Below are 21,949 nucleotides of genomic sequence, written 5' to 3'. Positions count from 1 at the left end.
CCCGCGGTCTGGCTCGGGTGCGGTTGTCCGCTCCGGGCCCGACGCGCGTGACGCGTGACGGGGCCCGCACCCGCCGCCACGGCCAGGCAGGGCCCTCAGGGCCGCCACGCCCGGGAACACAGCACCAGCCGGTACCCGTCCGGGTCTTCCACGGTGACGCCCCACCGGTTCCAGTACGGGTTCGGTGACGTGACCCGACGACCGCCGTGCTCCACCAGCCGGGCCACCAACTCCTCGGGGACGTCCTCCTCGAGGTACACCACCAGCAGGTCCTCCTCGGTGGGCCGCGGCGCGGCCGGCCGGTCCGCGGAACGGACCAGCTCCAGGTGCCACGCCGCGGCCGGCCACCCCACCACCAGCAACTCGTGTTCCTCGTGTCTCCGCCCGGGGCCGCTGCGCCACACCACACCCAACCCGAGCCCCCCGCACCAGAGGCGTTCCGCCGCCGCCAGGTCGCCCGAGGGCCGGGCGATCCGCACATGACTGTGACCACTGGCGGGCACGGTCCCTCCTCCACCTCGTGTGCTGACACCGGGACGCCGCCCCACCTGGGCCGGGGTGGCGGTGCGGGCGGACGTCCTGAGGCGGTCAGATCGGCCAGGAATCCCCCGGGTCGTCCAGCCACGCGCGATGCCCGTGTGGGCTGACCGTCAGCCCGAACCGGGCCACGTCCGGGCACCCCTGGTCCCGCCACCAGAGGTAGGCGTTGGACACCTCGTCCCACAGGCGACGCGAGCCCGCCTGCCAGACCTTCGCCTCCCGCTCGCCATCGCGGAACATCACACATGCCCAGGACAGGTCCGACAGGCTGTGGAACCACACCGGCCGTGCGTCGTCGCGTTTCTCCGCCACCGCCTGGCGACAGTGAGGCACCCGCAGACCCAGCACGAACGGCAGGTCGGACCACTGCCCGCGAAGGAACTCCCCTTCACTCAGGTAAGTGTTGGACACCTCGGCGTCCTTCAGCGGCCACGCGGACAGGTAGTCGTCGGGAGTGACCTCGGAGTTCCTCCGCGTACGCAGTTTCATGAACTCCACACGCTGGGTGAAGTGCCCGCTTGCCGTCCCGTCCGCCACCTTCAGGCGCACCACGGCGTCGGCGTTTCCGTAGTGGGTGCCGAACGGGGCGAGGATGATCCCCCCGGGCCGGGTCTGCCTGATCCAGGTATCGGGGACTTCGCGGACACCCACCGTGGCCAGGATGCGGTCGTACGGTGCGGTGTCGGGATGCCCCTCGAACCCGTCGCCCACGACCACCTCCGGGTGCCAGCCGTGCCGGGACAGCCGCTCCTGGGCCATCCGGGACACGAATCCGTCAATGTCCATGGTCGTCACACTGTCGGGTCCAAGGCGGTGGGTCAGGGCACCGGCCGTCTCGCCGGTGCCCGTGCCCACGTCCAGTACGCGCATGCCAACCTCCACCGCCAGGTCCTGGAGCAGGTCGTAAACCACGGAGGGCATGGAGGACGAACTGGTGGACAACCTGCCGGGACCGGGCCCCGGTTGGGTTCCGTCGTCCCACCGGGTCACGATGGGGACGTTGCTGTCCGCCGCCTCGTACCAGGCGTCCGGGTCCTCCCGCTTGTCCACAGCGGAACTCGTGCGGGTCGCCAGGTCATAGGGCCACATCACGTCCGGGAGGAACGCGGCCCGGTCCACGGATGTGAAGGTCGGAACCCAGTCCGACGACAGCGCACCGGACTCCATGAGTACCCGCCCCAGCTCGTTGCGGCTGGGGCGGTCCGTACGCAGGACGTCGGGCGTCACTTGCGGTGCTTCCCGTCGCCCTCCGGGCTGGAACCGTCAGGGCTCGGCGGGTCCTGCGGAGGCTGCCACGGCTGGCCGGGGTGGTCGTCGTCTCCGTCGCCTCGCTGGGCGTACGGGGCAATGGGGAATGTCATCCTGTGTTCTCCTTCGTTCCGGTTGGTGTGGCCTCACCGGTCTGGTGGTGCCGTCCGTCGGTGGCACTGGCCGGACCTGTCGCCGTGACGACCCTGGGAATCCCTGCCTCCCAACATCCGTGTGATCACAAGCGATTGCAGCCCGATCACCCGAACGAGTCCATGGCCGCAGTGATCAGGCACGTGTGTACCGGCCCCGGACTTGGCAGGACGTGTGTGCCGTCCGTCGGTGTGGAGTCGGCCCACAGGCACTGGCCGCGCCGCGCCGGAACCACAGGGCCGCCCGGAAGAAACGCTTGGTCAGCCATGGGTCCCTCGGTCACACTGGCGCGCATGACTCTCGTCCTGCACCAGATCGCCGTCGATGCCCACGACGTCCCCGGACTCGCCCGCTGGTGGGCCGAGGTCCTCCGTTACCAGATCCTCTTCGAGGCGGAGGACGAGGTCGTCATCGGTGAGGACGCCACCACCCGGCCCGGGCTGTGCTTCCTGCCGGTGCCGGAGGGCAAGACGGTCAAGAACCGCCTCCACCTGGACCTGGCCCCGGACGACCAGGCCGCGGAGGTCGCCCGGCTCGAGGGCCTCGGGGCGCGTCGGGTGGGCATCGGTCAGGGCGACGACGTGACATGGGTCGTCCTGGCGGACCCCGAGGGCAACGAGTTCTGCGTCCTGCGGCCGAGACGGACCCTGGTGGACTAGCTGTTCTGTCCGGGGAGGCTGTGGGCGGGTGAGGGAGGTCCCGGCTGGGAGACCTTGAACGAATGAGGGTCCCTGCGGCCCCCGGTCCACCCGAACCCCGAGGTCCATCGAACCTGCTGAGCTGGGGTGTTGAAACGACCACGAGAAGAGAGAACCAGGCGGGGGCGTTGGCCCGCCCTGCTGTTGCTCCGCTGCTCCGGGAGTGCTCACAGCTTCGCCCCCGTGCTGCGCTCGTTGGCCTCGCGGACCCTCAACCGCACCTTGTCGGCATCGGTGGCCGGACGGAGCTCGGACGGGCGGGCGTCCCATTCCCGTCCACCCCGTTCGGGTCGGAGCTGGCAGCACGGGCCGACGTGCCCCATCACCACACCGAGCCGATCACGCCTGGAGTCCACGACGAGGGAGCCCACGGGGGGCCGCTCAGCCACGGCTTCGACAGTGTCGGACACCTGGCCGCTCACTGGTTCCTCAGATCGTTCGTTCGAGGACGGTAGTTCCGTCGTACTCTTCGTCATGGCTGCCTGCTTCTTTCAGGTGGTCCATGCCCCCGGGCCGGTCGGACGGTCGCGGGGGTCTCCTCTGCCTGCAATCAGTCAACGCGTCCGGGCGGCAGTCAACTTGCACACTTCATGCACAGTCAGGTGGGGGAGGCCCATCAGTGGCTGGCAGCATGGGAAGCCCGCACAACTGACGGGAGACTGAGGCCATGACCGGAACAACGAAGATCCCCGGACCCGGCCAGAACGTTGCCGTTCTCCGCAAGGCGCGTGGGATGGGACAGGCAGCGTTGGCCCGCAAAGCAGGTATTTCCGTCTCACTGCTCAGTAAAATCGAGATCGGCGACCGGGCGCTGAGTCAAGGAGTCGCCGCCTCTATCGCGGGCGTACTTGGCTACACGCTTGACGAGATTCTGGGAAAGACCCCCATTGAGCCCGCGAACGAGGGCGACATCAAGAATCTCCGGTCAGCTATTCGGCGCTTTGACCTGCCAGGAGAAGCAACCGCAGACTCCCGAGGAATCGCTACAGGTCTTGCTGAGGTGATTCGTATGCGGGGAGACGCGGATCTCGTAGGCGTCTTGACCCGTTTGCCGGGCCTTTTGGCTGACGCGACGAACCATGCGCATGCCGTGGGGGGATCACATGCCTGGTCAATGGTGGCCGACGTGTACAGCACGGTGTACTGGCTGGCGGCGCGGCACCGTTGGATGGACCTTGCGGACTTGGCTGTCGCCAAGCAACACATGGCCGCTGAACGCGCAGGTTCGTTGGCAGTCGCGATTGCCGCGCGGGACGAAGCTGGCACCTTTCTTAATTTTGGGGACTTTGCGGGTGGTCTAGCGGTCGTCGAGCGCGCGGTGGTGGAGGCTGAGCGCACCTTGACTGGTTGGGAGCGTTCTTTCGCTCTTGGCTTGTTGCATCTTCGGGGAATGACCCTTGCCGGACGCGTCAAAGACAGAACCGAGGTGGCCAGACACAAGGAGCGGGCATGGCGAATGGCTGACGATTTCCCGCGGGATGTGGAGGAGCACGGGATTCATTTTGGACCCGAAAACACGTTGACCCACGTTGTGGCAACCTCGGTGGACATCGAGGACTTTGGTGACGCGCTTTCCTTCATGGAAGGGGTCAGTCAGTCTCCGCTTTCCCTGCCGGCAACGCGTATCGGTCCACTGCACATGAACGCGTCGCGTGCGCGACTCGCGCTTGGTGACCGCGACGGCGCCCTTGATTCCCTCTCCGAGGCCTGGGAAGCGGCTCCGCAAATGGCCCGTGTCCACCCGCACAGCCAGGAACTCCTGCGTGTCCTGACGTCCATTCACCGCCGAAGCAATCCGAGGCTCATGACCCTGACGAAACGAGCAGGCATTGCTTTGTGACTTTCCATGAGCACATCCCTTGGAGCCGACGTGTTCCGGTTCGCGAGCTGCTGCTGCGACTCCTCGCTCGGAGCCAGCACGTGGCTCGTGGGAGTGCGTGGACGTCCGGTACGGGATGTGATGTCCGATCCCCGCCAGCGTGGCCAGCGCCGAGTCGGGAGTCTGGGCGCATGACGAGGACACCGACGATCACCTTCCGCGTCCACGCGCTGCCCGCTGAGGTACTCGACGGGGTGCGCGCCAGCGGGGCCGACGCCTTCGGAAATCGTGCGGAGCGCATGACGGCCCAGGGCGGCGAGCCCCTCCGGTGCTGTCTGCGCGACGCCGAGCCCGGCCAGGGCCTGCTGCTGTTCGGTTACCAGCCGCCGCTGCCGGCCAGCCCCTACCGCGAGGTCGGCGCCGTGTTCGCCCATGCTGAGCCCTGCGCGGGGCCCGCCGACGTCACCCGCTACCCCCCGGACTGGCGCGGCCGTCCGCAGGTGCTGCGGGCGTACGACGCGCGCGGCTGGATTCACGACGCCACCACCGTGCACGACGGCCAGGACCCCGAGGGAGTGATTGCCGAACTGCTCGCCGAGCCCGCCGTGGTGCAGGTGCACAGCCGCAACGTCGCCTGGGGCTGCTACATGTTCAGGATCACGCGCGCCTGAGGGGCGGGCGCACCGGCGAACCCCCGCGCCGGGTGCCGGGTGCCGGGCGCCGGGCGCCCGCGTTGTTCAGTCGGGCAGTCCCCAGAACGCCCCGCGCAGTCCCACCTGGGCGAAGTACGCGGAGGCCGAGGCGGGGTCGCGGCGGACGTGTCCGGCGTCCAGGCGGCCGGCGTACCAGCCGCGGGCGAGCCGCCACAGCGTGGGCAGGTCCATGACGTAGCCGGGCGTCCGCCCGGTGTGCTCCGACCAGGTGCTGACGCAGTCGGCCGAGCAGAACAGGCGCTGGTGGGCGCAGGCGTGCACGACGTCGTCCCAGACGTGGCGGGCGGGGGTGAGGAAGTGGGCCACCTGCTCCCCGGGGGGCGGAGCCTTCCGGTCCACCACCCATGCGTGTGGGGTGCCGCAGGCCGGGCAGCGCGTGGCGACCAGGACCTCCGGCTCGTCGTCGAGGAGGTGGGGGATCGCGAAGGAGTCCCAGGCGCAGCCGCCCCACCACAGCGTGCGCGCGCCCATCACCGAGAAGCCGAGCGGGACCGAGGAGAAGGGGTGCGCCATGACGATCCGGTCGTGGTCGTTGTCGAGGACCAGGTCGCGGCGCTGGTGCAGGGTGCGGAGCGCGCGGCGTACCTCGGTGGGCGCGAGTCCGGTCCCGGACGCCAGGTCCGGGACGGACGGAGCGCCGCCGGTTCGTGCGAAGTGGGAGTAGACCGCCAGGCGGATCTCCTCCGCCCGGGCTGCGTGCGTCCGGGATGCGGCGTCGGTCATCGGGGTTCCTCCGTGACGGCCCGGCCCGAGGGCCGGGGCGGTGGCGCTCCGGCGAAGGAACGCGGGGTGGGTGGCGTCCAGCCTGGGCCCGGGGCCCCCAGGTGTCTTGAACGCGGGTGCGGGACACTGGTGGGGTGTCCCCTGCTGGTGAACGCGCGGTCTACTGGCGGGTGCCCGGGCTCGGACTCGAGGTCATGCAGGCGCGCTTCCACGCCTTCGCGTACCCGGTGCACTCCCACGACACCTACTCGTTCGGCGTCACCGACCACGGTGCGCAGTCCTTCGTCTGCCGGGGACGGCGGTGCACCAGCGGGGCGGGGCGGGTCATGGCGTTCAACCCCGACGAACCGCACGACGGCCGTTCGGCGACCGACCACGGATACCGCTACCGCATGCTCCACCTCGACGTGGCCCTGCTCCGGCAGGTCCTGGAGGACGCGGTGCCCCACCGGTCGGGACCTCCGCTGTTCGCCGAGCCCGTCGTGGACGACCCCCACCTGGCCCGGGCCCTGTCCCGGCTGCACCGCGCGGTCGTCGCCCGTGCCCCGCGCCTGGTCGTGGAGGAGCGGCTCACCGCCGCGGTCCTGGGCATGGCCGGCCGTGCCGCCTCACGGCCGACCCGTCCTGCCGGTGACCGGCGCCACGCGCCGGTCGCCGGCGCGGCCGCACGCGCGCGGGCGCTCCTGCGGGAACGCTTCGCCGAGGACCTGAGCGTCGGCGAACTCGCGCGGGCCGCCGGGTGCAGCCGCTACGCCCTGTACCGCGGTTTCCGCGCCACCTACGGCTTCGCGCCCAGCGAGTACCAGCGTGACCTGAGGCTGCGCCACGCCAGGGGCCTCCTGGCGTCCGGCGCCGCACCGTCGGCGGCGGCGACGGAGGCGGGCTTCGCCGACCAGGCCCACCTCACCCGCTGGTTCACCCGCACCTACGGCGTCACCCCCGGTGCCTATCGCACTGCCGCGCACGGCACCGCACGGCCTCGTACCTGAGCGCCGGGGTCGGGGGAGGGGTCGGGGTGGGACCGTCCGGGTCCCTCTCGGTGGCCTCGGGGGTAAGCCGAGTAGGGTGCGCGACCGTGACCGAACCCGACTTCCTGCGCACCACCCGGACCTCCTACGACACCGTGGCCGCCGACTACGCCGAACTGTTCCGTGACGCGTTGGCGGACAGTCCGTTGGAACGGGCGATGCTCGCGGGGTTCGCGGACCTCGTACGGGCCGGCGGTGCCGGGCAGGTCGCCGACGTCGGGTGCGGCAGCGGTCGCGTGGCGGCGCACCTGCACGGCCTGGGCCTTCCGGTGTTCGGGATCGACCTGTCGCCGCGGATGGTGGCGGTGGCCCGGCAGACGTATCCCGGTCTGCGGTTCGAGGTGGGTTCGATGCTGGGCCTGGACCTGCCGGACGGCGCCCTGGGCGGAGTCGTCACCTGGTACTCGATCATCCACGTCCCGCAGGAACGCCTGCCGGAGGTCTTCGCCGAGTTCCACCGGGTGCTGGCGCCCGGCGGCCACGTGCTGCTCGCGTTCCAGGCCGGCGACGAGACGGTGCACCTGACGGAGGCGTTCGGGCACCCGGTCTCGCTCGAACTGCACCGGCGGCAGCCGGACCGGGTCGCCGACCTGCTCGGCCGGGCGGGGCTGGTCGTGCGCGCCCGGCTGCTGGACGAGCCCGACGCGGGGGACGACTCCGTCAGCAGGAAGCGCCATGCGGCGTTCCTGTTGGCGCGCAAGCCGGCGGACCCCGGGCACGATGACGCCCGGGGGGCCGCGCGTCCGGCTCCCCGGAGCCAGCCGGATGCCCCTGCCGGAGGAACGAGCGAGTGAACGGTTCGGCGGCGTCCACCGGCGCCGGAGAGCTGAGGCGGCACCTCGGCGTGTCCGACGCCGTGGTGGTCGGGCTCGGATCGATGATCGGCGCCGGGATCTTCGCGGCGCTCGCACCGGCCGCTGGTGCGGCGGGGTCCGGGCTGCTGCTGGGGCTGGCGTTGGCCGCCGTCGTGGCGTACTGCAACGCGACCTCCTCCGCCCGGCTGGCGGCCCGGTACCCGCGGTCCGGGGGCACCTACGTCTACGGGCGTGAGCGCCTCGGCGACTTCTGGGGCTACCTGGCCGGTTGGGGCTTCGTGGTGGGCAAGACCGCCTCGTGTGCGGCGATGGCCCTGACCGTGGGTGCGTACGCGTGGCCGGGCCGGGCGCGGGAGGTGGCAGTCGCGGCGGTAGTGGTGCTGACCGCGGTGAACTACGTCGGCGTGCGGAAGTCCGCCTGGCTCACCCGGGTGATCGTGGCGGTGGTCCTCGCGGTGCTGGCCGGGGTGGTCGTCGCGTGTCTGACCGCGGGCAGCGCGGAGCCCGGACACCTGCGGATCGGCGCGGACACCACCTTCGGCGGTGTCCTCAAGGCGGCCGGGCTGTTGTTCTTCGCGTTCGCCGGCTACGCGCGGATCGCCACCCTCGGTGAGGAGGTCCGCGATCCGCGTCGGAGCATCCCCCGCGCCATCGTCCTCGCCCTGGGCATCACCCTGGTGGTGTACGTGGCCGTCGCCGTGGCCGTGCTCGCGGTGCTCGGACCTGACCGCCTCGCCGCGTCCACCGCGCCGCTCGCCGACGCCGTGCGCGGCGCGGGCCTTCCCGGTCTGGCCCCGGTGGTGCGGGTCGGTGCGGCCGTCGCGGCGCTGGGCTCGCTGCTCGCGCTGGTCCTCGGGGTCTCGCGCACCACGCTGGCGATGGCCCGCGACCGGCACCTGCCGCACGCCCTGGCCGCCGTTCACCCCCGCTTCGGGGTGCCGCACCGCGCCGAGCTGGTGGTCGGTGCGGTCGTCGCGGTCCTGGCGGCGACCACGGACGTGCGGGGCGCCATCGGCTTCTCCTCCTTCGGGGTGCTGGCCTACTACGCCATCGCCAACGCCTCGGCCTGGACCCTCTCGCCGGCCGAGGGCCGTCCCGCCCGGATCGTGCCGGTGGTCGGCGGGGCCGGTTGCCTGGTCCTGGCCTGCTCCCTCCCGGTGACCTCCGTCCTGTGGGGGGCCGCCGTACTGGCGTTCGGCGCCGCGGTCTACGGGCTGCGCGGGGCGGTCGCCCGTGGGTGACGGCCACCGCGGTGGCCGGTGCGGCCACCACCGCTGCCGTCCCGGGCCGTACCGGTCCGGGACGGCAGCGCGGCCGGTCAGTGCTCGGCGCGCAGGACCCCGAGCAGCCCGTTGTTCTCGTCGTTGATCCCGGCGGCGAACCAGACCGCGTCCCTGCCGCCGGCCTTTTCGGTGCCGCGGTGCAGCCCCCACAGCCCGGGGATGGTGATCGGGTCCCCGTGGCGGTCCTTCAGGGTGCCTTCGAAGTGGCCGGTGTGCCGGTCGAACACGTTGATCCGGCCGTCCCCGAAGTTGCCGACGAGCAGGTCACCGGAGAACCGTCCGAACTTCCTGGGTGCCACCTCCAGGCCCCAGGGCGAGTTGAGCACACCGCGGCTCGCGAACCTCTTCAGGAACTCCCCTTCCTGGCTGAACACGTTGACGAACCCGTTGCCAGGACCGGCGACGTCGTCCTCCTTCTCCGCGTCCTGCAGGGCGTAGGTGACGAACACCTTCGAGCCGATCTCCTTGACGTCGAACGGCGCGAACCCGGCGGGCAGGTTGGGGTCCTGGAACGCGCCCGGGGACGGCACCAGGTTGAAGTCCTCGTCGAAGACGTCGATGCGCGCGTCACGGAAGTTGGCGACGAGCAGCCTCGCCTCGTCGTCGCCGTGCCTGTCGTCCCTGTCGCGGACCAGCGTCAGCCCCTTGAAGACGGCCGTCTCGGTGCCGCTGTCCTCGTGGGCGACCCGGACCGCGTTGGTCCGGGACACGGCCGGGCTGTACGCGAACAGGTCCCCGCGTTCCCCGGCGAACAGGAAGCGTGCGGGGGCGGTCCTGCCGAACCCGCTGAACTCGAAGTCGTCGGTGTCGTTGCGCACGACCCCGGTGGGGGCGCCGCCCGTCGGGAACGACACGACCCGGGACCCGATGGTGACCGGCCGGCCCTTCTGGCCGCCCGTGTACGTGGTGGCCTTGTCGGACCCGTTGTCCGAGACCCACAGTTCTCCCGAGCGCGCCGTTGCCAGACCCCAGGGGTTGACCAGGTTCGGGTCGGTCCGCTGCGCCCTGCCGGCGACGTCGGATACGAGATCGACCTCCCGGAATCCGTGGTGCCGGGGGTGGTGCTGTGGCTCCTGCGCCTGGGGCGGGGACGCCGCGGCGAGGGCACCCACAGTGCCCAGGGCCAGGGCCGCTGCCGTCAGCCGCTTCCTGAGGAGGCCGGACCGACGAACCGATGCCTGCACTACCATGGGATGCTTCCTTTCCAGAACAGGACAAGTTGCTAGAAGTCATGACATGCGGATCGCGTGTGCGCCAGCCGACACGCAGTCGTTGACCGCGCCATCGGCGCCGTTCCGCCGGGTGCCCGCCGCCCGTGGACCCGGCGGGGCCGCGGACGTCCACGGGCGGTGCGGGCTCCGGACGGCGGCGTGGGGCCCTCGTCACCCCGCGGTCGCCCTCCGGCTGCCGCCAGGTGCAGCCGTGGTTCGGACGGGCGCACTAGGGTGGGGCACGGCAGCCCCCCACCTCAGGAGAACCCCGCCCATGGCCGGACCCAGCCCCACCCCCAGTGACGGCCATCAGCCTGATCTGGGCACCGTCCCCGCGATGCCGCCGGTGCGGCTGTTGCCCACGGACGCACTCGCACGACTGGCCCGGAAGTCCCCCATGTTCGACGCCGCGGTGCGGCTGGCCCACTGGATCGGCCCGCACCGCCCGGTCACCGCGGACGGCGTGCTGGAGCTGGGCGACGCCCGGCGGGCCGCCCGCGAGCTGAACCTGCTCCCGCCGGAGGACCTGGAGTCGGAGCTCGACCAGATCGGCGGAGCCGAGGAACTGCCCGAGCTGGACCTACCCTGGTCGATCGCCGAGGAACTGGAGTTCATCGACATCGAGGACGGCACGGCCAGGCCGGGGGCGGCCCTGGCCGCCGTGGACACCGCGGGTGCGGAAGAGCTGCTCGACCTGTGGTGGGAGGCCGCCGAAGTGGTGGTCGCCGACGCCTGCCTGCCGTCGGTGGACGCCCTGCTGGCCTCCCTGGAGGACGGTGACCTGGCGGCCGGCGAGCAGGAACTCGGCCTCGAGACCGACCCCGAGCTGCTCTACGAGGCCCTGGAGAACCTGTACGTGATCTCGGCGCTGGAGACCGGGTTCGACCAGGAGCGGGACGCCGACGACGAGCAGGCCGTCCCGCTGCCGGTGCTGGCCGCTTCCATGGTGGTCCCCGACGACATGGAGGCGCCGACGGACGAGGCGCTGGAAGAGGTCTCGTCCCTGATGATGCGGCTCGACGGCGCCCTGCAACTGGTGGCCGGGACCGGCGTGGTGGAGTACCAGCCGGTCGATCCCGCGCTGGTGGTGGATGACGAGGAGGACCTCGCGGCCTCCGAGGCGCTGGTGGAGGAACTGGACGAGGAGGACGTGAGCCGTTACGGGATGGTTCGGCTGACTCCCCTCGGGATCTACGGGGTGCGCCGTCGGCTGCTGCTCGCGGGCGCCCTCGCCCCCGCGGTGGGCGAGTTGGTCGATGCCGGGGCGGACGAACTCCTGGAGGCCATGGCCGACTACCCGGACGGCGCCGCCCGCGCCGAGGCCCAGGGCTGGATCGAGCACCGGGACCCGGTGGCCGCGGCCCGGGAGCTGCTCGGCGCCGCCCGCGGCGACGACCCCCAGGCACCCCTGCGCCGGCTGTACTGCCAGCAGGCGCTCGCCCTGCTCGGGCCCGCGGGTGACCCCGCGCTGCGCGAGGTGCTCGACGACCGGCACCTCGGCGGTCTCGCCCGGGTCAGGTTGGCCGAGAACCGGGCCGCCGACGTGCCGGAGCCGTCGGAGGAGATGGTGTTCTGGCTGACCGTGGACACCCTGGCGGCGCAGCTCGCCGAGGACGACGAGGAGCTGCTACAGGAACTGGTGCGCGGCATCCCCGTCCGGGACGAGCACGACTCCTTCTTCTCCGCCGCCTGGAAGGTGGACCACCCGGCGACGGTGGAGGTGCTGGAGGCCCTGGGACGGCTGCACCCGGACCGGGCGGTGGCCAAGGAAGCCCGCAAGGCGGCGCTGAAGGCGAGGTCCAGCCGGGCGTAGCCGCCTCCTTCACCCGGTGCGGGCCCGGGGCGGTGTCACAGCACCGCCGCCCCGGGCTTCACCATGCCCCGTGCCGTCTTGGCGTCCACGTACTGGCCGACCGCCGTCATCTGCCACTCTCCCGAGTACTGACGGATCAGTTTGCACATGATCACGCCGGTGCGGGCCTCGGAGTTGGTGAGGTCGAACCGGACCAGCTCGGAGTTGTCGTGCCCGTCGAGGAGGCGACAGTACGCCTTGGCCACCTGGTTGAACTTCTGCCCGGAGAAGGAGTTGACCACGAAGACAAGACCGGACACCTCCGGCGGGATGCGGCCCAGGTCAACGGTGATCACCTCGTCGTCGCCCGCGCCCTCCCCGGTGAGGTTGTCACCCGAGTGCTGGAGCGCTCCGCCGAGGGCGGAGAGCTTCATGAACCAGACCGTGTCCACCTTCTTGCGGCGGGCGTCGTAGGCGATGACCGAGGCGTCCAGGTCGATGCTCCGGCCCCGGTAGGCGGGCTCCCATCCGAGGCCCATCCGGACCACCGAGAGCATGGGACGGCCCCCCTTGACCAGGGACACGGTCTGGTCCTTGACGAGACTGACCCGCCCCTTGTCGAGGTTGACCACGCCGGAGGGGGCACCGGGCGCCGGCTGGCCCGGTGCCTGCGGTGGGGACGGGGGCGGCGGCGCGGGGGCCCAGGGTGCCTGCGGCATCGGCGGTGGGGCGGCGGGCGGCGGGGCGGCGGGCGGCGGGGCGAAACCGCCGCCTGGCGCGGGCACGGGGGCCTGGGGCATCGGTGCCTGCGGCATGGGGGCCTGGGGCATGGGTGCTGCCGGTGCCTGCGGCCCGGCCGGCGGCGCCTGGGGTGCCTCGTCCACCGTCACCCCGAAGTCGGTGGCGATCCCCGCCAGGCCGTTGGCGTAGCCCTGCCCGACCGCCCGCAGCTTCCAGGTGCCCTGCCGACGGTAGACCTCGGCGACGACCAGCGCCGTCTCGCTGCTCAGCCGGGGCGGGGTGAAGGTGGCCAGGACGGTGCCGTCGGCCGCGTTGCGGACCGTCGCCGTGGGTTCCGCGCCGGCGAAGGTGGCGCCCGGGCTGTCCAGGCTGGCCGTCACCACCACCTTCTCGATGTCCGGGGGCACCGCGGAGGTCTGCACGGTGATCGCGTCGGGCACGCCGGGCGCGGCGGGGCGGTGGGTCACCCCGGGGCCGTGCGGCTGGTTGAAGAAGACGAAGTCGGCGTCGCTGCGCACCTTTCCGCCTGCCGTGACCAGGAGTCCGGAGACGTCCAGCGCCCTGGGCGCGGTGACCTCCACCACCACCTGCGGTACGGGCAACGGGATGTTGGCGCCGGGCGTCATCGTCGTCATGCGCCCCACCGTACGTGAGCGCGGGGGAGGAGTGACCGACCCGGGGCCGTTCTCGAAGGAGGTGTCCCGGGCGGCCGTCAGGGCTCCAGGTCGGTGAAGTGGCCGCCGAGCAACCCGGCCGCCGGGCCCCGCCGGTCCCCCTCGCCCGGCTCGGCGGTGATCCTCGCCGCGAAGACCTCGGCGTCGTCCCGCGGTTGGTAGCCGAGGGCCCGGGCCGGAGCCAGGTCCCACCACCCCCGGGTGTTGGCGGACAGACCGTAGACGACGGTGTGTCCGACATCGGGGGCGGTGAGCGCGGCGTGCACCAGCCGGGCGCAGTCGTCGGGGCTGAGCCAGGTGCTGAGCATGCGGACGTCGGTCGGTTCGGGCGCGCAGGAGCCGATCCGCAGGGAGACCGTCTGCACGCCGTACTTGTCGGCGTAGAGCGAGGCCAGCGCCTCACCGAAGACCTTGGACACCCCGTAGTAGGTGTCCGGGCGCAGGGGGGTCCCCACCGGCAGGGGGGCACTGGGGCTCCCGGCCTCCAGTGGGGTGAACCCCACCGTGTGGTTGCTCGAGGCGAAGACCACCCGGCGCACCCCCTCGGCCCTGACCGCCTCGAACAGTCGGTGCGTGCCGACGATGTTGGCCTGCAGGATCTGGTCGAACGGGGCCTCCGTGGCGATCCCGGCGAGGTGGACCACGGCGTCCACGCCCCGGACCGCGGCTCGCAGCGCTCCCTCGTCCAGCAGGTCGGCGGTGACGGCGTCCGGCGCGCCCGCGACCGGGACGCGGTCGAACAGGCGCAGCTCGTACCCGTATCCGGGCAGGCGCTCGCGCATCAGGGTGCCGACGCCTCCGGCGGCTCCGGTCAGCAGGACGGTTCGCGGGGCGGTCATCGTGGCCGGTCTCCTCGAGGTCTCCGTGGGCCCGGGTGCGGGCGGTTCGGCATGGTGGCGGATGACGTTCACATGCGTGGAAACCCTAGGGAGTGGTGGGTTCCTCGTCAATCCGGCTCCGAAGGCGTCCTGGCCGGGCAAGGAGGGCTCTGGGACGAGGGTGGCGGGGAGGTGGGGTGGTCGGGGGATTCCCAAGACGGTTCAATATGGTGTACACAAAACATGTATGTAAACGACCTGGCGTGATGGCGGCGCCACGGTGTGGTGCCGCCCTAGCCAAGGAGTGCGAGTCGTGATGACCCAGCCTGCGCACAGGCCCCTGCACGGGGTGCTGTTCTTCCCGGTGACCCCCTTCGGCCCCGACGGGGCACCGGACCTCGACCTCTTCCGCCGCCACGTCCGCGCGGGAGTGGACGCCGGGGCCGGGGCGGTGTTCGCCTGCTGCGGAACCGGCGAGTACCACGCCCTGGACCTGGAGGAGTACCGGGACCTGGTGGCCGCCGCGGTGGAGGAGACCGCCGGTGAGGTGCCGGTGTTCGCCGGGGTCGGCCACGGCACCGCGCTCGCCTCCAGGTTCGCCCGGCTGGCCGGCGACGCGGGGGCCGACGGCCTGCTGGCGATGCCGCCCTACCTGGTGGTCCCCGGCCAGCGGGGCCTGGTCCGCCACTACACCGAGGTCGCCGCGGCGACCGGCCTCGACGTGATCGTCTACCAGCGGGACAACGCGGTGCTCACCCCCGACTCGGTGGTACGGCTCGCCCGGCTCCGCAACGTCGTGGGGGTCAAGGACGGGCACGGCGACCTGGAGCTGATGCAGCGCATCGTCTCCGCCGTCCGCAGCGAGCTGCCCGGGCGGAGCCTCAGCTACTTCAACGGGCTGCCCACCGCGGAGCAGACCCAGCTCGCCTACCGGGGCATCGGCGTGCGGCTGTACTCCTCGGCCGCGTTCTGCTTCGCCCCCGAGGTGGCCATCGCGTTCCACCAGGCGCTGGAGGGCGGCGACGAGCCCACCGCGCGGCGGCTGCTCGACGGCTTCTACCGACCGTTGGTGGAACTGCGTCAGCAGGGGCCCGGGTACGCGGTCTCGCTGGTCAAGGCCGGGGTCAGGCTGCGCGGCCTGGACGTGGGACCAGTCCGGGCGCCGCTGGTGGAGCCCGCTCCCGAGCACGTCGCGGCGCTGCGGGAGCTGATCACCCGGGGGCTGGCCCTGGTCGAGGGCGCGGCCTGATGCGCGCCTCCGCCTTCCTGTACCCCTGGGACGTGATCGCGGACCCCGGGGCCCCGCGCCGGCTCGCCGAGTCCGGCGTCCAACAGGTCACCCTGGCCTCCGCCTACCACAGCGTCCGTGCCCTGACTCCCCGTCACCCTCGCCACCGGGTCGTCACCGCGCGGCACCACGCGGTCTACTACCCGCCGGACCCGGCGCGCTGGGCCGGCCGGGCGCTGCGCCCCCACCCGCAGGCCTGGGTGCCGGTCCGCGACGCCTTCGACGAGGCGGCCGGAGCCCTGGCCGCGGCCGGGCTGGCCGTGCACTCCTGGGTGGTGCTGGCCCACAACTCCCGCCTCGGCGCGGAGCACCCCCGGGCGACGGTGCGCAACGCCTACGGCGACCGCTACCCGTGGGCGCTGTGCGTGGGCCAGCCGGAGGTCCGGGAGTACCTGGTCGAGCTGGCGGCCGAGGCGGCGGTACGCCCCGGGGCGCTGGGCACGGAACTGGAGTCCTGCGGCTGGTACGGCCTGGGGCACCTGCACGCCCACGACAAGATCGGCGGGGTGCCGCTGGGGGCCGCCGCGCAGTACCTGATGTCGGTGTGCTTCTGCCGTCACTGCCGGAACGGCTACCACCGTCTCGGCGTGGATCCCGAGGAGCTGCGCCGGGCCGTCGTCGGGGCCCTGGAGCCCCTGTGGGCGGGCGCGCCCGAGCCGGCCGCCGGGGACCGGGCGGGGGAGTGGGCGGCGGTCGGGGAACTCCTGGGACGGGACCTGGCCGCGGTCACCCTCGCCCACCGGACCGCGGTCGCCGGGGAGTTCCAGCGGACGGTGGTGCGTGCGGTGCGGTCGGCCGCCCCGGGCGGCTTCCGGGTGTTGCTGCACGCGGACCCCGCCCCCCACCGGTGCGGTGCGAACGCGGGTGTGTCCGCCGCCGACGTGCTCGCGGAGGCGGACGGCCTGGTACTGCCGTGCACGGACGCGGCGGACCGGGAGGCCGTCCTGACCGCGGCGGACGTTCCGGCCCGCCGCGCGGGGACGGTGCTCGCCGCCAACCTGGTGGTGGTCGCCGGCATGGGCGGGCGGCCCGACGCGTTGGCCGAGGCCGCACGACAGGCCGCGACGCACGGCGCCGGTGAACTGCGGCTCTACCACGCCGGTCTGGCCTCGGACCGGGACTGGGCGGAGGTCACCCGGCAGTTGGCCGCGCTGCGGCGCCGACCCGGCGGGCGGCCGGCGCCGACGGGAACTGCCCGGTGACCGGGGGCGTTCAGAGCCGGCGGGTGGCCAGGATGAGCCGGTCCCGGGCGTCGAAGAGGGCGTCCTTGATCATCTGCTCCCGCCCCGGGGTCAGTCGGGCCACCGGGACCGAGCAACTGATCGCGTCGCGTGCCGGGGTGCGGTAGGGGATGGCGACGCCGAAGCAGCGCAGGCCCACTGTGTTCTCCTCCCGGTCCACCGCGTAGCCCTGCTCGCGCACCTGGTGCAGTTCGCCGATCAGCCGCTCCCGGTCGGTGACGGTGTTCTCGGTGAGCGCGTCCAGGTGCTCGGGCAACAGGGCGCGCACCTGGTCGTCGGAGTGGGTGGAGAGCAGGGCCTTGCCCAGCGAGGTGGAGTGCGCCGGGAGCCGGCGGCCCACCCGGGTGAACGGCCGCAGGTAGTGCTGGGACTGGCGCGTGGCGAGGTAGACCACGTTGGTGCCGTCCAGGCGGGCGAGGTGGATGGTCTCCGTGGTGTCGTCGGCGAGCCGGTCGAGGGTGGGGCGGGCCGCCGCCACCACCTCGTCACCGTCGATGTAGGAGGTGCCGACGAGCAGCGCCCGAACGCCGATGCCGTAACGGGTCCCGGTGGCGTCGGTCTCCACCCAGCCCAGGTCAACCAGGGTGCGCAACAGCATGTACAGGCTGCTCTTGGGGTAGCCCACCGCCTCCTGCACCTCGGCGAGGCTGTGCATGCCCGGGCGTCCCGCGAAGTACTCCAGGAGCTCCACGGTGCGCACCGCCGACTTGACCGGGGACCCCCCACCTTCGGGAGCAGCCATGCTCTTGACCCCTTCGTTCCACCGGGCATAGGGTCCCGGCCGTTCCGCATGAAGAATACCGTTCAGTATATCGAACGCCTGGAGGTTGGTCACTGTGGGTACGACCCCAGTCTTGAGCGTCGATCCGCGGACCGGGGAGCCCCGGGGACAGGTGGCCACCGAAGCCGACACCGAAGCCGTGGACGCGGCGGTGCGTGCCGCCGCCGACACCCTCCCCGCCCTCGCCGACCCCGCGGCGCGGACCGCGCTGCTGCGTGCCGCGGCCGACGCCCTGGAGTCCGCGGGCGACGAGGTGGTCGCCGCCGCGGACGCCGAGACGGCCCTCGGCCCCTCCCGGCTCACCGGCGAACTCGCCCGTACCAGCCACCAGTTGCGGGCGTTCGCCGACGTCGTGGAGGAGGGCGCCTACCTCGACGTGGTGATCGACCACGCCGACCCCGAGGCCGGACCGGTGCCCCGCCCCGACCTGCGCCGGTACAAGGTACCGCTCGGAGTGGTCGCCGTGTTCTCGGCGAGCAACTTCCCGCTCGCCTTCGGTGTCCCCGGCGGGGACACCGCAAGCGCGCTGGCCGCGGGCTGTCCGGTGGTGGTCAAGGCCCACCCCGACCACCCGGACACCTCCGAGCGGTGCGCGGCGCTGCTGCGCCGGGCCGCCGGCTCGGTGGGCCTGCCGCCCGACGTGGTGCGCCTGGTGCACGGGTTCCGGGCCGGCACCGACGTGATCAGCCACCCCCTGGTGGCCGCCGCCGGGTTCACCGGGTCGATCGCCGGCGGCCGGGCGCTGTACGACGCGGCAGCCGCCCGTCCCCGTCCCATCCCCTTCCACGGTGAACTGGGCAGCCTCAACCCCGTGGTGGTCACCGAGGCCGCCGCGGCGGAGCGCCCCGAGGAGATCGGCACCGGCCTCGCCGGCTCGTTCACCCTGGGCGCCGGGCAGTTCTGCACCAAGCCAGGACTCGTCCTCGCCCCGGTCGGGGAGCCGGGGGACCGCCTGGTGGCCGCGCTGACCCACGCCACCACCGGGACCCCGCCGGCCGTCCTGCTGGACGCCCGGCTGCGCGAGGCGTTCCTGCGCGGAGTGCGCCGACGCGCCGCGCTGCCGGACGTGCAGGCCCCGGTCACCCCCCACGGCGACGGGCCGTTCGCGGTGCGGGCCGGGTTCCTCACCGTCCCCGCCGAGCGGTTGACCGTGCCGGGCCCGCACCACCTGCTGCTCGAGGAGTGCTTCGGCCCGGTCACCGTGGTGGCCCGCTACCGGGACGCCGCCGAGGTCAACGCCGTCCTCGGTCGGCTTCCGGGGAACCTCACCGCCACCGTCCACCTCGCCGCCGCCGAGGCCCGGCAGGCGGACGGGCCGGCCGCCGCCCTGCTCGCCGGGCTCACCGCGCTGGTCGGTCGGGTCGTGGTGAACGGCTGGCCCACCGGTGTGGCCGTCGCCCCCGCACAGCACCACGGCGGCCCCTACCCCGCCACCACCGGAACCGCCAGCTCGGTGGGGGACACGGCGATCGAACGTTGGCTGCGTCCCGTCACCTACCAGGACGCCCCGCCGGCGCTGCTCCCCGCGCCCCTGCGGGACGACAACCCCCTTGGCCTGCCCCGCAGGGTGGACGGCCGCCTGGAACTGCCGGGACGTTGAGCCCCGCCGGCCGCGGCGACGCGCCGGGCGGGGGACGCACCCGCCCGGCGCGCGGCACGGCTCAGCCGACCGGGGTGAAGTCCCGGGCGGCGACGAACCCGGGACGCCGGCCCGGTGCCGCGAACGGCTCCCCCGGTGCGTTCTCCACGCTGTTGAAGACGAGGAAGACGTTGCTGCGTGGATGGGGGGTGATGTTGTCCCCCGAGCCGTGCATGCAGTTGCAGTCGAAGACGGTCGCAGCGCCGGCCCTGCCGGTCAGCAACCTGATCCCGTGCTGGTCGGTGAGCGTCCGCAGGTCCTCGGGGGCCGGGGTGCCCAGCTCCTGGCGACGCAACGAGTCCCGGTAGTGGTCGGCGGGGGTCTGCCCGGCGCACCCCACGAAGGTGCGGTGCGAACCCGGCATGATCATCAGGCTGCCGTTGGTGGTGAAGTTCTCGGTGAGGGCGAAGGACACGCTCACCGTGCGCATCCGCGGCAGACCGTCCTCCGCGTGCCAGGTCTCGAAGTCCGAGTGCCAGTAGAAGCCGCTCGCCCCGAAGCCGGGCTTGATGTTGACCCGGCTCTGGTGGACGTACACGTCGGAGCCGAGGATCTGTCGGGCCCGGCCGAGGACCCGGGGATCGGTGACCAACTCGGCGAACACCTCGCTGAGCCGGTGCACCTCGAAGATCGACCGGATCTGTCGTGACGTCGGTTCCACCACCGACCGGTCGTCGGCGCGCACCTCGGGGTCGCCCACCAGCCGCTCCAGCTCGCGCCGGTACCGTGCCACCTCCTCGTCGCTGAGCAGTTGGTCCACGGTGAGGAAGCCGTCACGGTCGTAGCCGGCCAGGTCGTTGGCGGAGATCGGCCCCGAGGTGCCCGGCGGTGACCAGACCACCGGGTCCCGGCGCGGCGTCGCCACCGGGGTGGCGGTACGGGTCGGGTACAGATCGGGCGCCTGCTCGGTCGCTGTGGTCATCGTGGTCCCCCCTCCGTCTCAGTCCGCTGCCCTGTCCGACTCCGTGAGCAGCGGGTAGACGCCCCTCTCGTCGTGGTCCTCCCGTCCGGTCAACGGTGGGTTGAACACGCAGACGCAGCGGAAGTCGGTCCTCGGGCGCAGCGTGTGCCGCTCGTGGCCGTCGAGCAGGTACATGGTGCCGGGGCTGATCCAGTGCTTCTCGCCGGTCTCCTCGTTGGTGAGTTCGGCCTCGCCCTCCACGCACAGCACCGCCTCGACGTGGTTGGCGTACCACATCGCGGTGGTGGTGCCCGCGTAGAGCACCGTCTCGTGCAGGGAGAAGCCCACGCGCTCCTGGGCCAGGACCAGGCGCCTGCTGCGCCAGGTGCCGCTCTTGGAGCGGATGTCCCGGTCGGTGTCGTCGAGGTCGGACAGGGATCGGACGATCACGCGTTCTTCCTTTCGTTTCGTTCCTGTGGTGCCGGCGTCCGGCGGGTCCGCCGGTGCGGCGTGCCGGAGGGAACGATCAGGCGGTGTCCCGGACGGCACGCCCGAGCACGGCGAGGCCCTCGTCGAGTTCGTCGGGCGAGACGGTCAGCGGGGGCATGACCTTGACCACCTCGCTCTTCGGGCCCGAGGTCTCCACCAGCAGCCCCAGCTCGAAGGCGCGCCGGCAGACCGCCACCGCGCGCCGGGTGTCGGCGAAGGTCAGGCCCCAGATCAGTCCCCGGCCCCGGAACGAGGCCCCGAGCCCGCGGTGCTCCGCGCAGAGCTCGACCAGGGCGGCGGCCACCTGCTCGCCCTTGACCAGGGTCTGTTTCTCCAGGTGGTCGTCGGACCAGTAGGCGTCGAGCGCGGCGGCGGAGGTGACGAACGCGGGGTTGTGGCCGCGGAAGGTGCCGTTGTGCTCGCCCGGCTCCCACACGTCGAGTTCGGGGCGGAACAGGGTCAGCGCCATCGGCATCCCGTAGCCGCCGATCGACTTCGACAGGCAGACGATGTCGGGGACGATCCCGGCCTCCTCGAAGCTGAAGAACGGCCCGGTGCGCCCGCAGCCCATCTGAACGTCGTCCACGATCAGCAGCATGTCGCGGCGCGCGCACAGCTCGGCGAGTCCGCGGAGCCAGCTTGGCCGGGCCACGTTCACCCCGCCCTCACCCTGGACCGTCTCGACGATCACCGCCGCTGGTTGGTTGAGTCCCGAGCCGCTGTCCTCCAGCAGCCTCTCGAACCACAGGAAGTCCGGGGTGAGGCCGTCCAGGTAGTTGTCGAACGGCATCGGCGTGCCGTGCACCAGGGGGATGCCGGCGCCCGCGCGCTTCATCGAGTTGCCCGTCACGGCGAGGGCGCCGAGGGACATCCCGTGGAAGGCGTTGGTGAAGCTGATCACCGACTCCCGGCCCTTGACCTTGCGGGCCAGCTTGAGCGCGGCCTCCACGGTGTTGGTTCCGGTGGGGCCGGGGAACTGGACCCTGTAGTCCAGGCCGCGCGGCTGGAGGACCAGCTCCTCGAACTTCTCCAGGAAGGTCCGCTTGGCCACGCTGCCCATGTCCAGGCTGTGGGTGACGCCGTCCCGCTCCAGGTACTCCAGCAGGGCGCGCTTGAGCAACGGGTTGTTGTGGCCGTAGTTCAGCGCCCCGGCCCCCGCGAAGAAGTCCAGGTAGGCACGGCCCTCCTCGTCGAACATCCGGCTGCCCTGGGCCCGGTCGAAGACCGTCGGCCAACTCCGGCAGTAGCTGCGCACCGCGGACTCGCGGGTCTCGAAGATGGTGGGGGCGACGGGGGTGATGGTCATGTCGGAGTCCTTTGCCGAAGGCGGGTGGGTGGTGGTCGGGGGAGTGGC

General features: G+C 72.4%; 22 protein-coding genes. 10 read left to right on the top strand and 12 right to left on the bottom strand.

The genetic code is table 11. The features are described from left to right. Window positions 1-95 precede the first annotated feature (95 nt). The 3 genes from A3IG_RS0116620 to A3IG_RS34585 all read right to left on the bottom strand — a co-directional run bounded on the left by A3IG_RS0116620 (window position 96) and on the right by A3IG_RS34585 (window position 1,901). Window positions 96-503: a VOC family protein gene (locus A3IG_RS0116620; protein ID WP_026220339.1), complete on the bottom strand. Its 408-nt coding sequence runs from the start codon at window positions 501-503 to the stop codon at window positions 96-98. Window positions 504-588: 85 nt separating this feature from the next. Beyond that, entirely contained in the window at window positions 589-1,767 is a 1,179-nt protein-coding gene (locus tag A3IG_RS0116615) for a methyltransferase domain-containing protein (RefSeq protein WP_018384708.1), read from the bottom strand. Further along, window positions 1,764-1,901 carry a hypothetical protein gene (locus A3IG_RS34585; RefSeq protein WP_169366225.1) on the bottom strand — a complete coding sequence of 46 codons (138 nt, stop codon included), beginning with the start codon at window positions 1,899-1,901 and terminating at the stop codon, window positions 1,764-1,766. Before A3IG_RS34585 ends, A3IG_RS0116615 begins: the two co-directional genes overlap by 4 nt. Before the next feature lie 333 nt (window positions 1,902-2,234). Between A3IG_RS34585 and A3IG_RS0116610 the strand changes: the two genes are divergently transcribed. After that, a complete protein-coding gene (locus tag A3IG_RS0116610; RefSeq protein WP_026220338.1) occupies window positions 2,235-2,600 on the top strand; it encodes a VOC family protein in 366 nt (121 codons plus the stop codon). Between the two features lie 206 nt (window positions 2,601-2,806). Here A3IG_RS0116610 and A3IG_RS0116605 read toward each other — a convergent pair whose 3' ends face one another. Beyond that, the gene (locus tag A3IG_RS0116605) at window positions 2,807-3,061 is read right to left on the bottom strand and encodes a hypothetical protein (protein WP_018384706.1); all 255 of its coding nucleotides are present in this window, start codon (window positions 3,059-3,061) and stop codon (window positions 2,807-2,809) included. A gap of 245 nt (window positions 3,062-3,306) precedes the next feature. Here A3IG_RS0116605 and A3IG_RS32665 point away from each other — a divergent pair, with 245 nt between their 5' ends. Continuing rightward, entirely contained in the window at window positions 3,307-4,479 is a 1,173-nt protein-coding gene (locus A3IG_RS32665; protein WP_026220336.1) for a helix-turn-helix domain-containing protein, read from the top strand. Window positions 4,480-4,649: 170 nt separating this feature from the next. After that, window positions 4,650-5,129 (top strand): DUF1203 domain-containing protein, encoded by a 480-nt coding sequence (locus A3IG_RS0116595; protein ID WP_018384704.1) that lies wholly within the window; start codon window positions 4,650-4,652, stop codon window positions 5,127-5,129. Between the two features lie 66 nt (window positions 5,130-5,195). On the opposite strand, the gene merB is transcribed toward A3IG_RS0116595, so the two are convergent. Further along, the gene (gene merB, locus A3IG_RS0116590; RefSeq protein WP_018384703.1) at window positions 5,196-5,894 is read right to left on the bottom strand and encodes an organomercurial lyase; all 699 of its coding nucleotides are present in this window, start codon (window positions 5,892-5,894) and stop codon (window positions 5,196-5,198) included. A gap of 134 nt (window positions 5,895-6,028) precedes the next feature. Here merB and A3IG_RS0116585 point away from each other — a divergent pair, with 134 nt between their 5' ends. The 3 genes from A3IG_RS0116585 (at window position 6,029) to A3IG_RS0116575 (ending at window position 8,978) form a co-directional block, all read left to right on the top strand. Continuing rightward, window positions 6,029-6,883, top strand: coding sequence for an AraC family transcriptional regulator (locus A3IG_RS0116585; RefSeq protein ID WP_018384702.1), 855 nt, complete (start codon window positions 6,029-6,031; stop codon window positions 6,881-6,883). A gap of 86 nt (window positions 6,884-6,969) precedes the next feature. Further along, window positions 6,970-7,716, top strand: coding sequence for a class I SAM-dependent DNA methyltransferase (locus A3IG_RS0116580; RefSeq protein ID WP_018384701.1), 747 nt, complete (start codon window positions 6,970-6,972; stop codon window positions 7,714-7,716). Further along, window positions 7,713-8,978: an APC family permease gene (locus A3IG_RS0116575; protein ID WP_018384700.1), complete on the top strand. Its 1,266-nt coding sequence runs from the start codon at window positions 7,713-7,715 to the stop codon at window positions 8,976-8,978. The genes A3IG_RS0116580 and A3IG_RS0116575 overlap by 4 nt, the downstream gene beginning before the upstream one ends. Before the next feature lie 77 nt (window positions 8,979-9,055). On the opposite strand, the gene A3IG_RS0116570 is transcribed toward A3IG_RS0116575, so the two are convergent. Then, the gene (locus A3IG_RS0116570; RefSeq protein WP_026220335.1) at window positions 9,056-10,210 is read right to left on the bottom strand and encodes a TIGR03118 family protein; all 1,155 of its coding nucleotides are present in this window, start codon (window positions 10,208-10,210) and stop codon (window positions 9,056-9,058) included. A gap of 295 nt (window positions 10,211-10,505) precedes the next feature. Here A3IG_RS0116570 and A3IG_RS0116565 point away from each other — a divergent pair, with 295 nt between their 5' ends. Then, window positions 10,506-12,044 (top strand): hypothetical protein, encoded by a 1,539-nt coding sequence (locus A3IG_RS0116565; protein WP_018384698.1) that lies wholly within the window; start codon window positions 10,506-10,508, stop codon window positions 12,042-12,044. A gap of 35 nt (window positions 12,045-12,079) precedes the next feature. Here the strand turns inward: A3IG_RS0116565 and A3IG_RS0116560 are convergent, their stop codons facing one another. Next, a complete protein-coding gene (locus tag A3IG_RS0116560) occupies window positions 12,080-13,390 on the bottom strand; it encodes a TerD family protein (protein WP_104530782.1) in 1,311 nt (436 codons plus the stop codon). An 86-nt stretch (window positions 13,391-13,476) separates the two neighbouring features. Continuing rightward, window positions 13,477-14,277, bottom strand: a complete 801-nt coding sequence (locus A3IG_RS0116555) for an NAD-dependent epimerase/dehydratase family protein (protein WP_018384696.1) — start codon at window positions 14,275-14,277, stop codon at window positions 13,477-13,479. A 295-nt stretch (window positions 14,278-14,572) separates the two neighbouring features. Here A3IG_RS0116555 and A3IG_RS0116550 point away from each other — a divergent pair, with 295 nt between their 5' ends. Both A3IG_RS0116550 and A3IG_RS0116545 read left to right on the top strand, forming a co-directional pair. Continuing rightward, complete coding sequence (locus tag A3IG_RS0116550; RefSeq protein WP_018384695.1) at window positions 14,573-15,505, top strand: 5-dehydro-4-deoxyglucarate dehydratase; 933 nt, start codon at window positions 14,573-14,575, stop codon at window positions 15,503-15,505. After that, window positions 15,505-16,746, top strand: a complete 1,242-nt coding sequence (locus A3IG_RS0116545) for a hypothetical protein (RefSeq protein ID WP_018384694.1) — start codon at window positions 15,505-15,507, stop codon at window positions 16,744-16,746. The genes A3IG_RS0116550 and A3IG_RS0116545 overlap by 1 nt, the downstream gene beginning before the upstream one ends. Before the next feature lie 10 nt (window positions 16,747-16,756). Here A3IG_RS0116545 and A3IG_RS0116540 read toward each other — a convergent pair whose 3' ends face one another. Further along, window positions 16,757-17,527 (bottom strand): IclR family transcriptional regulator, encoded by a 771-nt coding sequence (locus A3IG_RS0116540; RefSeq protein ID WP_026220333.1) that lies wholly within the window; start codon window positions 17,525-17,527, stop codon window positions 16,757-16,759. 112 nt (window positions 17,528-17,639) lie between these two features. Here A3IG_RS0116540 and A3IG_RS0116535 point away from each other — a divergent pair, with 112 nt between their 5' ends. Further along, complete coding sequence (locus A3IG_RS0116535) at window positions 17,640-19,166, top strand: aldehyde dehydrogenase (NADP(+)) (RefSeq protein WP_407701028.1); 1,527 nt, start codon at window positions 17,640-17,642, stop codon at window positions 19,164-19,166. A gap of 61 nt (window positions 19,167-19,227) precedes the next feature. On the opposite strand, the gene thpD is transcribed toward A3IG_RS0116535, so the two are convergent. The 3 genes from thpD to ectB all read right to left on the bottom strand — a co-directional run bounded on the left by thpD (window position 19,228) and on the right by ectB (window position 21,901). Continuing rightward, on the bottom strand, window positions 19,228-20,127 hold the full coding sequence (gene thpD, locus A3IG_RS0116530) for an ectoine hydroxylase (protein WP_018384691.1): 900 nt from the start codon (window positions 20,125-20,127) through the stop codon (window positions 19,228-19,230). A gap of 18 nt (window positions 20,128-20,145) precedes the next feature. Continuing rightward, on the bottom strand, window positions 20,146-20,556 hold the full coding sequence (locus tag A3IG_RS0116525) for an ectoine synthase (RefSeq protein WP_018384690.1): 411 nt from the start codon (window positions 20,554-20,556) through the stop codon (window positions 20,146-20,148). A 76-nt stretch (window positions 20,557-20,632) separates the two neighbouring features. Next, a complete protein-coding gene (gene ectB / locus A3IG_RS0116520; protein ID WP_018384689.1) occupies window positions 20,633-21,901 on the bottom strand; it encodes a diaminobutyrate--2-oxoglutarate transaminase in 1,269 nt (422 codons plus the stop codon). Window positions 21,902-21,949 lie beyond the last annotated feature (48 nt).

The sequence above is a fragment of the Wenjunlia vitaminophila DSM 41686 genome (assembly GCF_000380165.1).
Taxonomy (GTDB): Bacteria; Actinomycetota; Actinomycetes; order Streptomycetales; family Streptomycetaceae; genus Wenjunlia; species Wenjunlia vitaminophila.
The sequence above is the reverse complement of the archived record's forward strand: the minus strand, read 5'-3'. Positions and strand labels throughout refer to the sequence as shown.

Excerpts from the sequence above, each read along its gene's own strand:
- A3IG_RS34585 (WP_169366225.1), bottom strand. The coding sequence starts at position 1,901 with ATGACATTCCCCATTGCCCCGTACGCCCAGCGAGGCGACGGAGACGAC.
- A3IG_RS0116610 (WP_026220338.1), top strand. The coding sequence starts at position 2,235 with ATGACTCTCGTCCTGCACCAGATCGCCGTCGATGCCCACGACGTCCCC.
- A3IG_RS32665 (WP_026220336.1), top strand. The coding sequence starts at position 3,307 with ATGACCGGAACAACGAAGATCCCCGGACCCGGCCAGAACGTTGCCGTT.
- A3IG_RS0116595 (WP_018384704.1), top strand. The coding sequence starts at position 4,650 with ATGACGAGGACACCGACGATCACCTTCCGCGTCCACGCGCTGCCCGCT.
- merB (WP_018384703.1), bottom strand. The coding sequence starts at position 5,894 with ATGACCGACGCCGCATCCCGGACGCACGCAGCCCGGGCGGAGGAGATC.
- A3IG_RS0116570 (WP_026220335.1), bottom strand. The coding sequence starts at position 10,210 with ATGGTAGTGCAGGCATCGGTTCGTCGGTCCGGCCTCCTCAGGAAGCGG.
- A3IG_RS0116565 (WP_018384698.1), top strand. The coding sequence starts at position 10,506 with ATGGCCGGACCCAGCCCCACCCCCAGTGACGGCCATCAGCCTGATCTG.
- A3IG_RS0116560 (WP_104530782.1), bottom strand. The coding sequence starts at position 13,390 with ATGACGCCCGGCGCCAACATCCCGTTGCCCGTACCGCAGGTGGTGGTG.
- A3IG_RS0116555 (WP_018384696.1), bottom strand. The coding sequence starts at position 14,277 with ATGACCGCCCCGCGAACCGTCCTGCTGACCGGAGCCGCCGGAGGCGTC.
- A3IG_RS0116550 (WP_018384695.1), top strand. The coding sequence starts at position 14,573 with ATGACCCAGCCTGCGCACAGGCCCCTGCACGGGGTGCTGTTCTTCCCG.
- A3IG_RS0116545 (WP_018384694.1), top strand. The coding sequence starts at position 15,505 with ATGCGCGCCTCCGCCTTCCTGTACCCCTGGGACGTGATCGCGGACCCC.
- A3IG_RS0116540 (WP_026220333.1), bottom strand. The coding sequence starts at position 17,527 with ATGGCTGCTCCCGAAGGTGGGGGGTCCCCGGTCAAGTCGGCGGTGCGC.
- thpD (WP_018384691.1), bottom strand. The coding sequence starts at position 20,127 with ATGACCACAGCGACCGAGCAGGCGCCCGATCTGTACCCGACCCGTACC.
- ectB (WP_018384689.1), bottom strand. The coding sequence starts at position 21,901 with ATGACCATCACCCCCGTCGCCCCCACCATCTTCGAGACCCGCGAGTCC.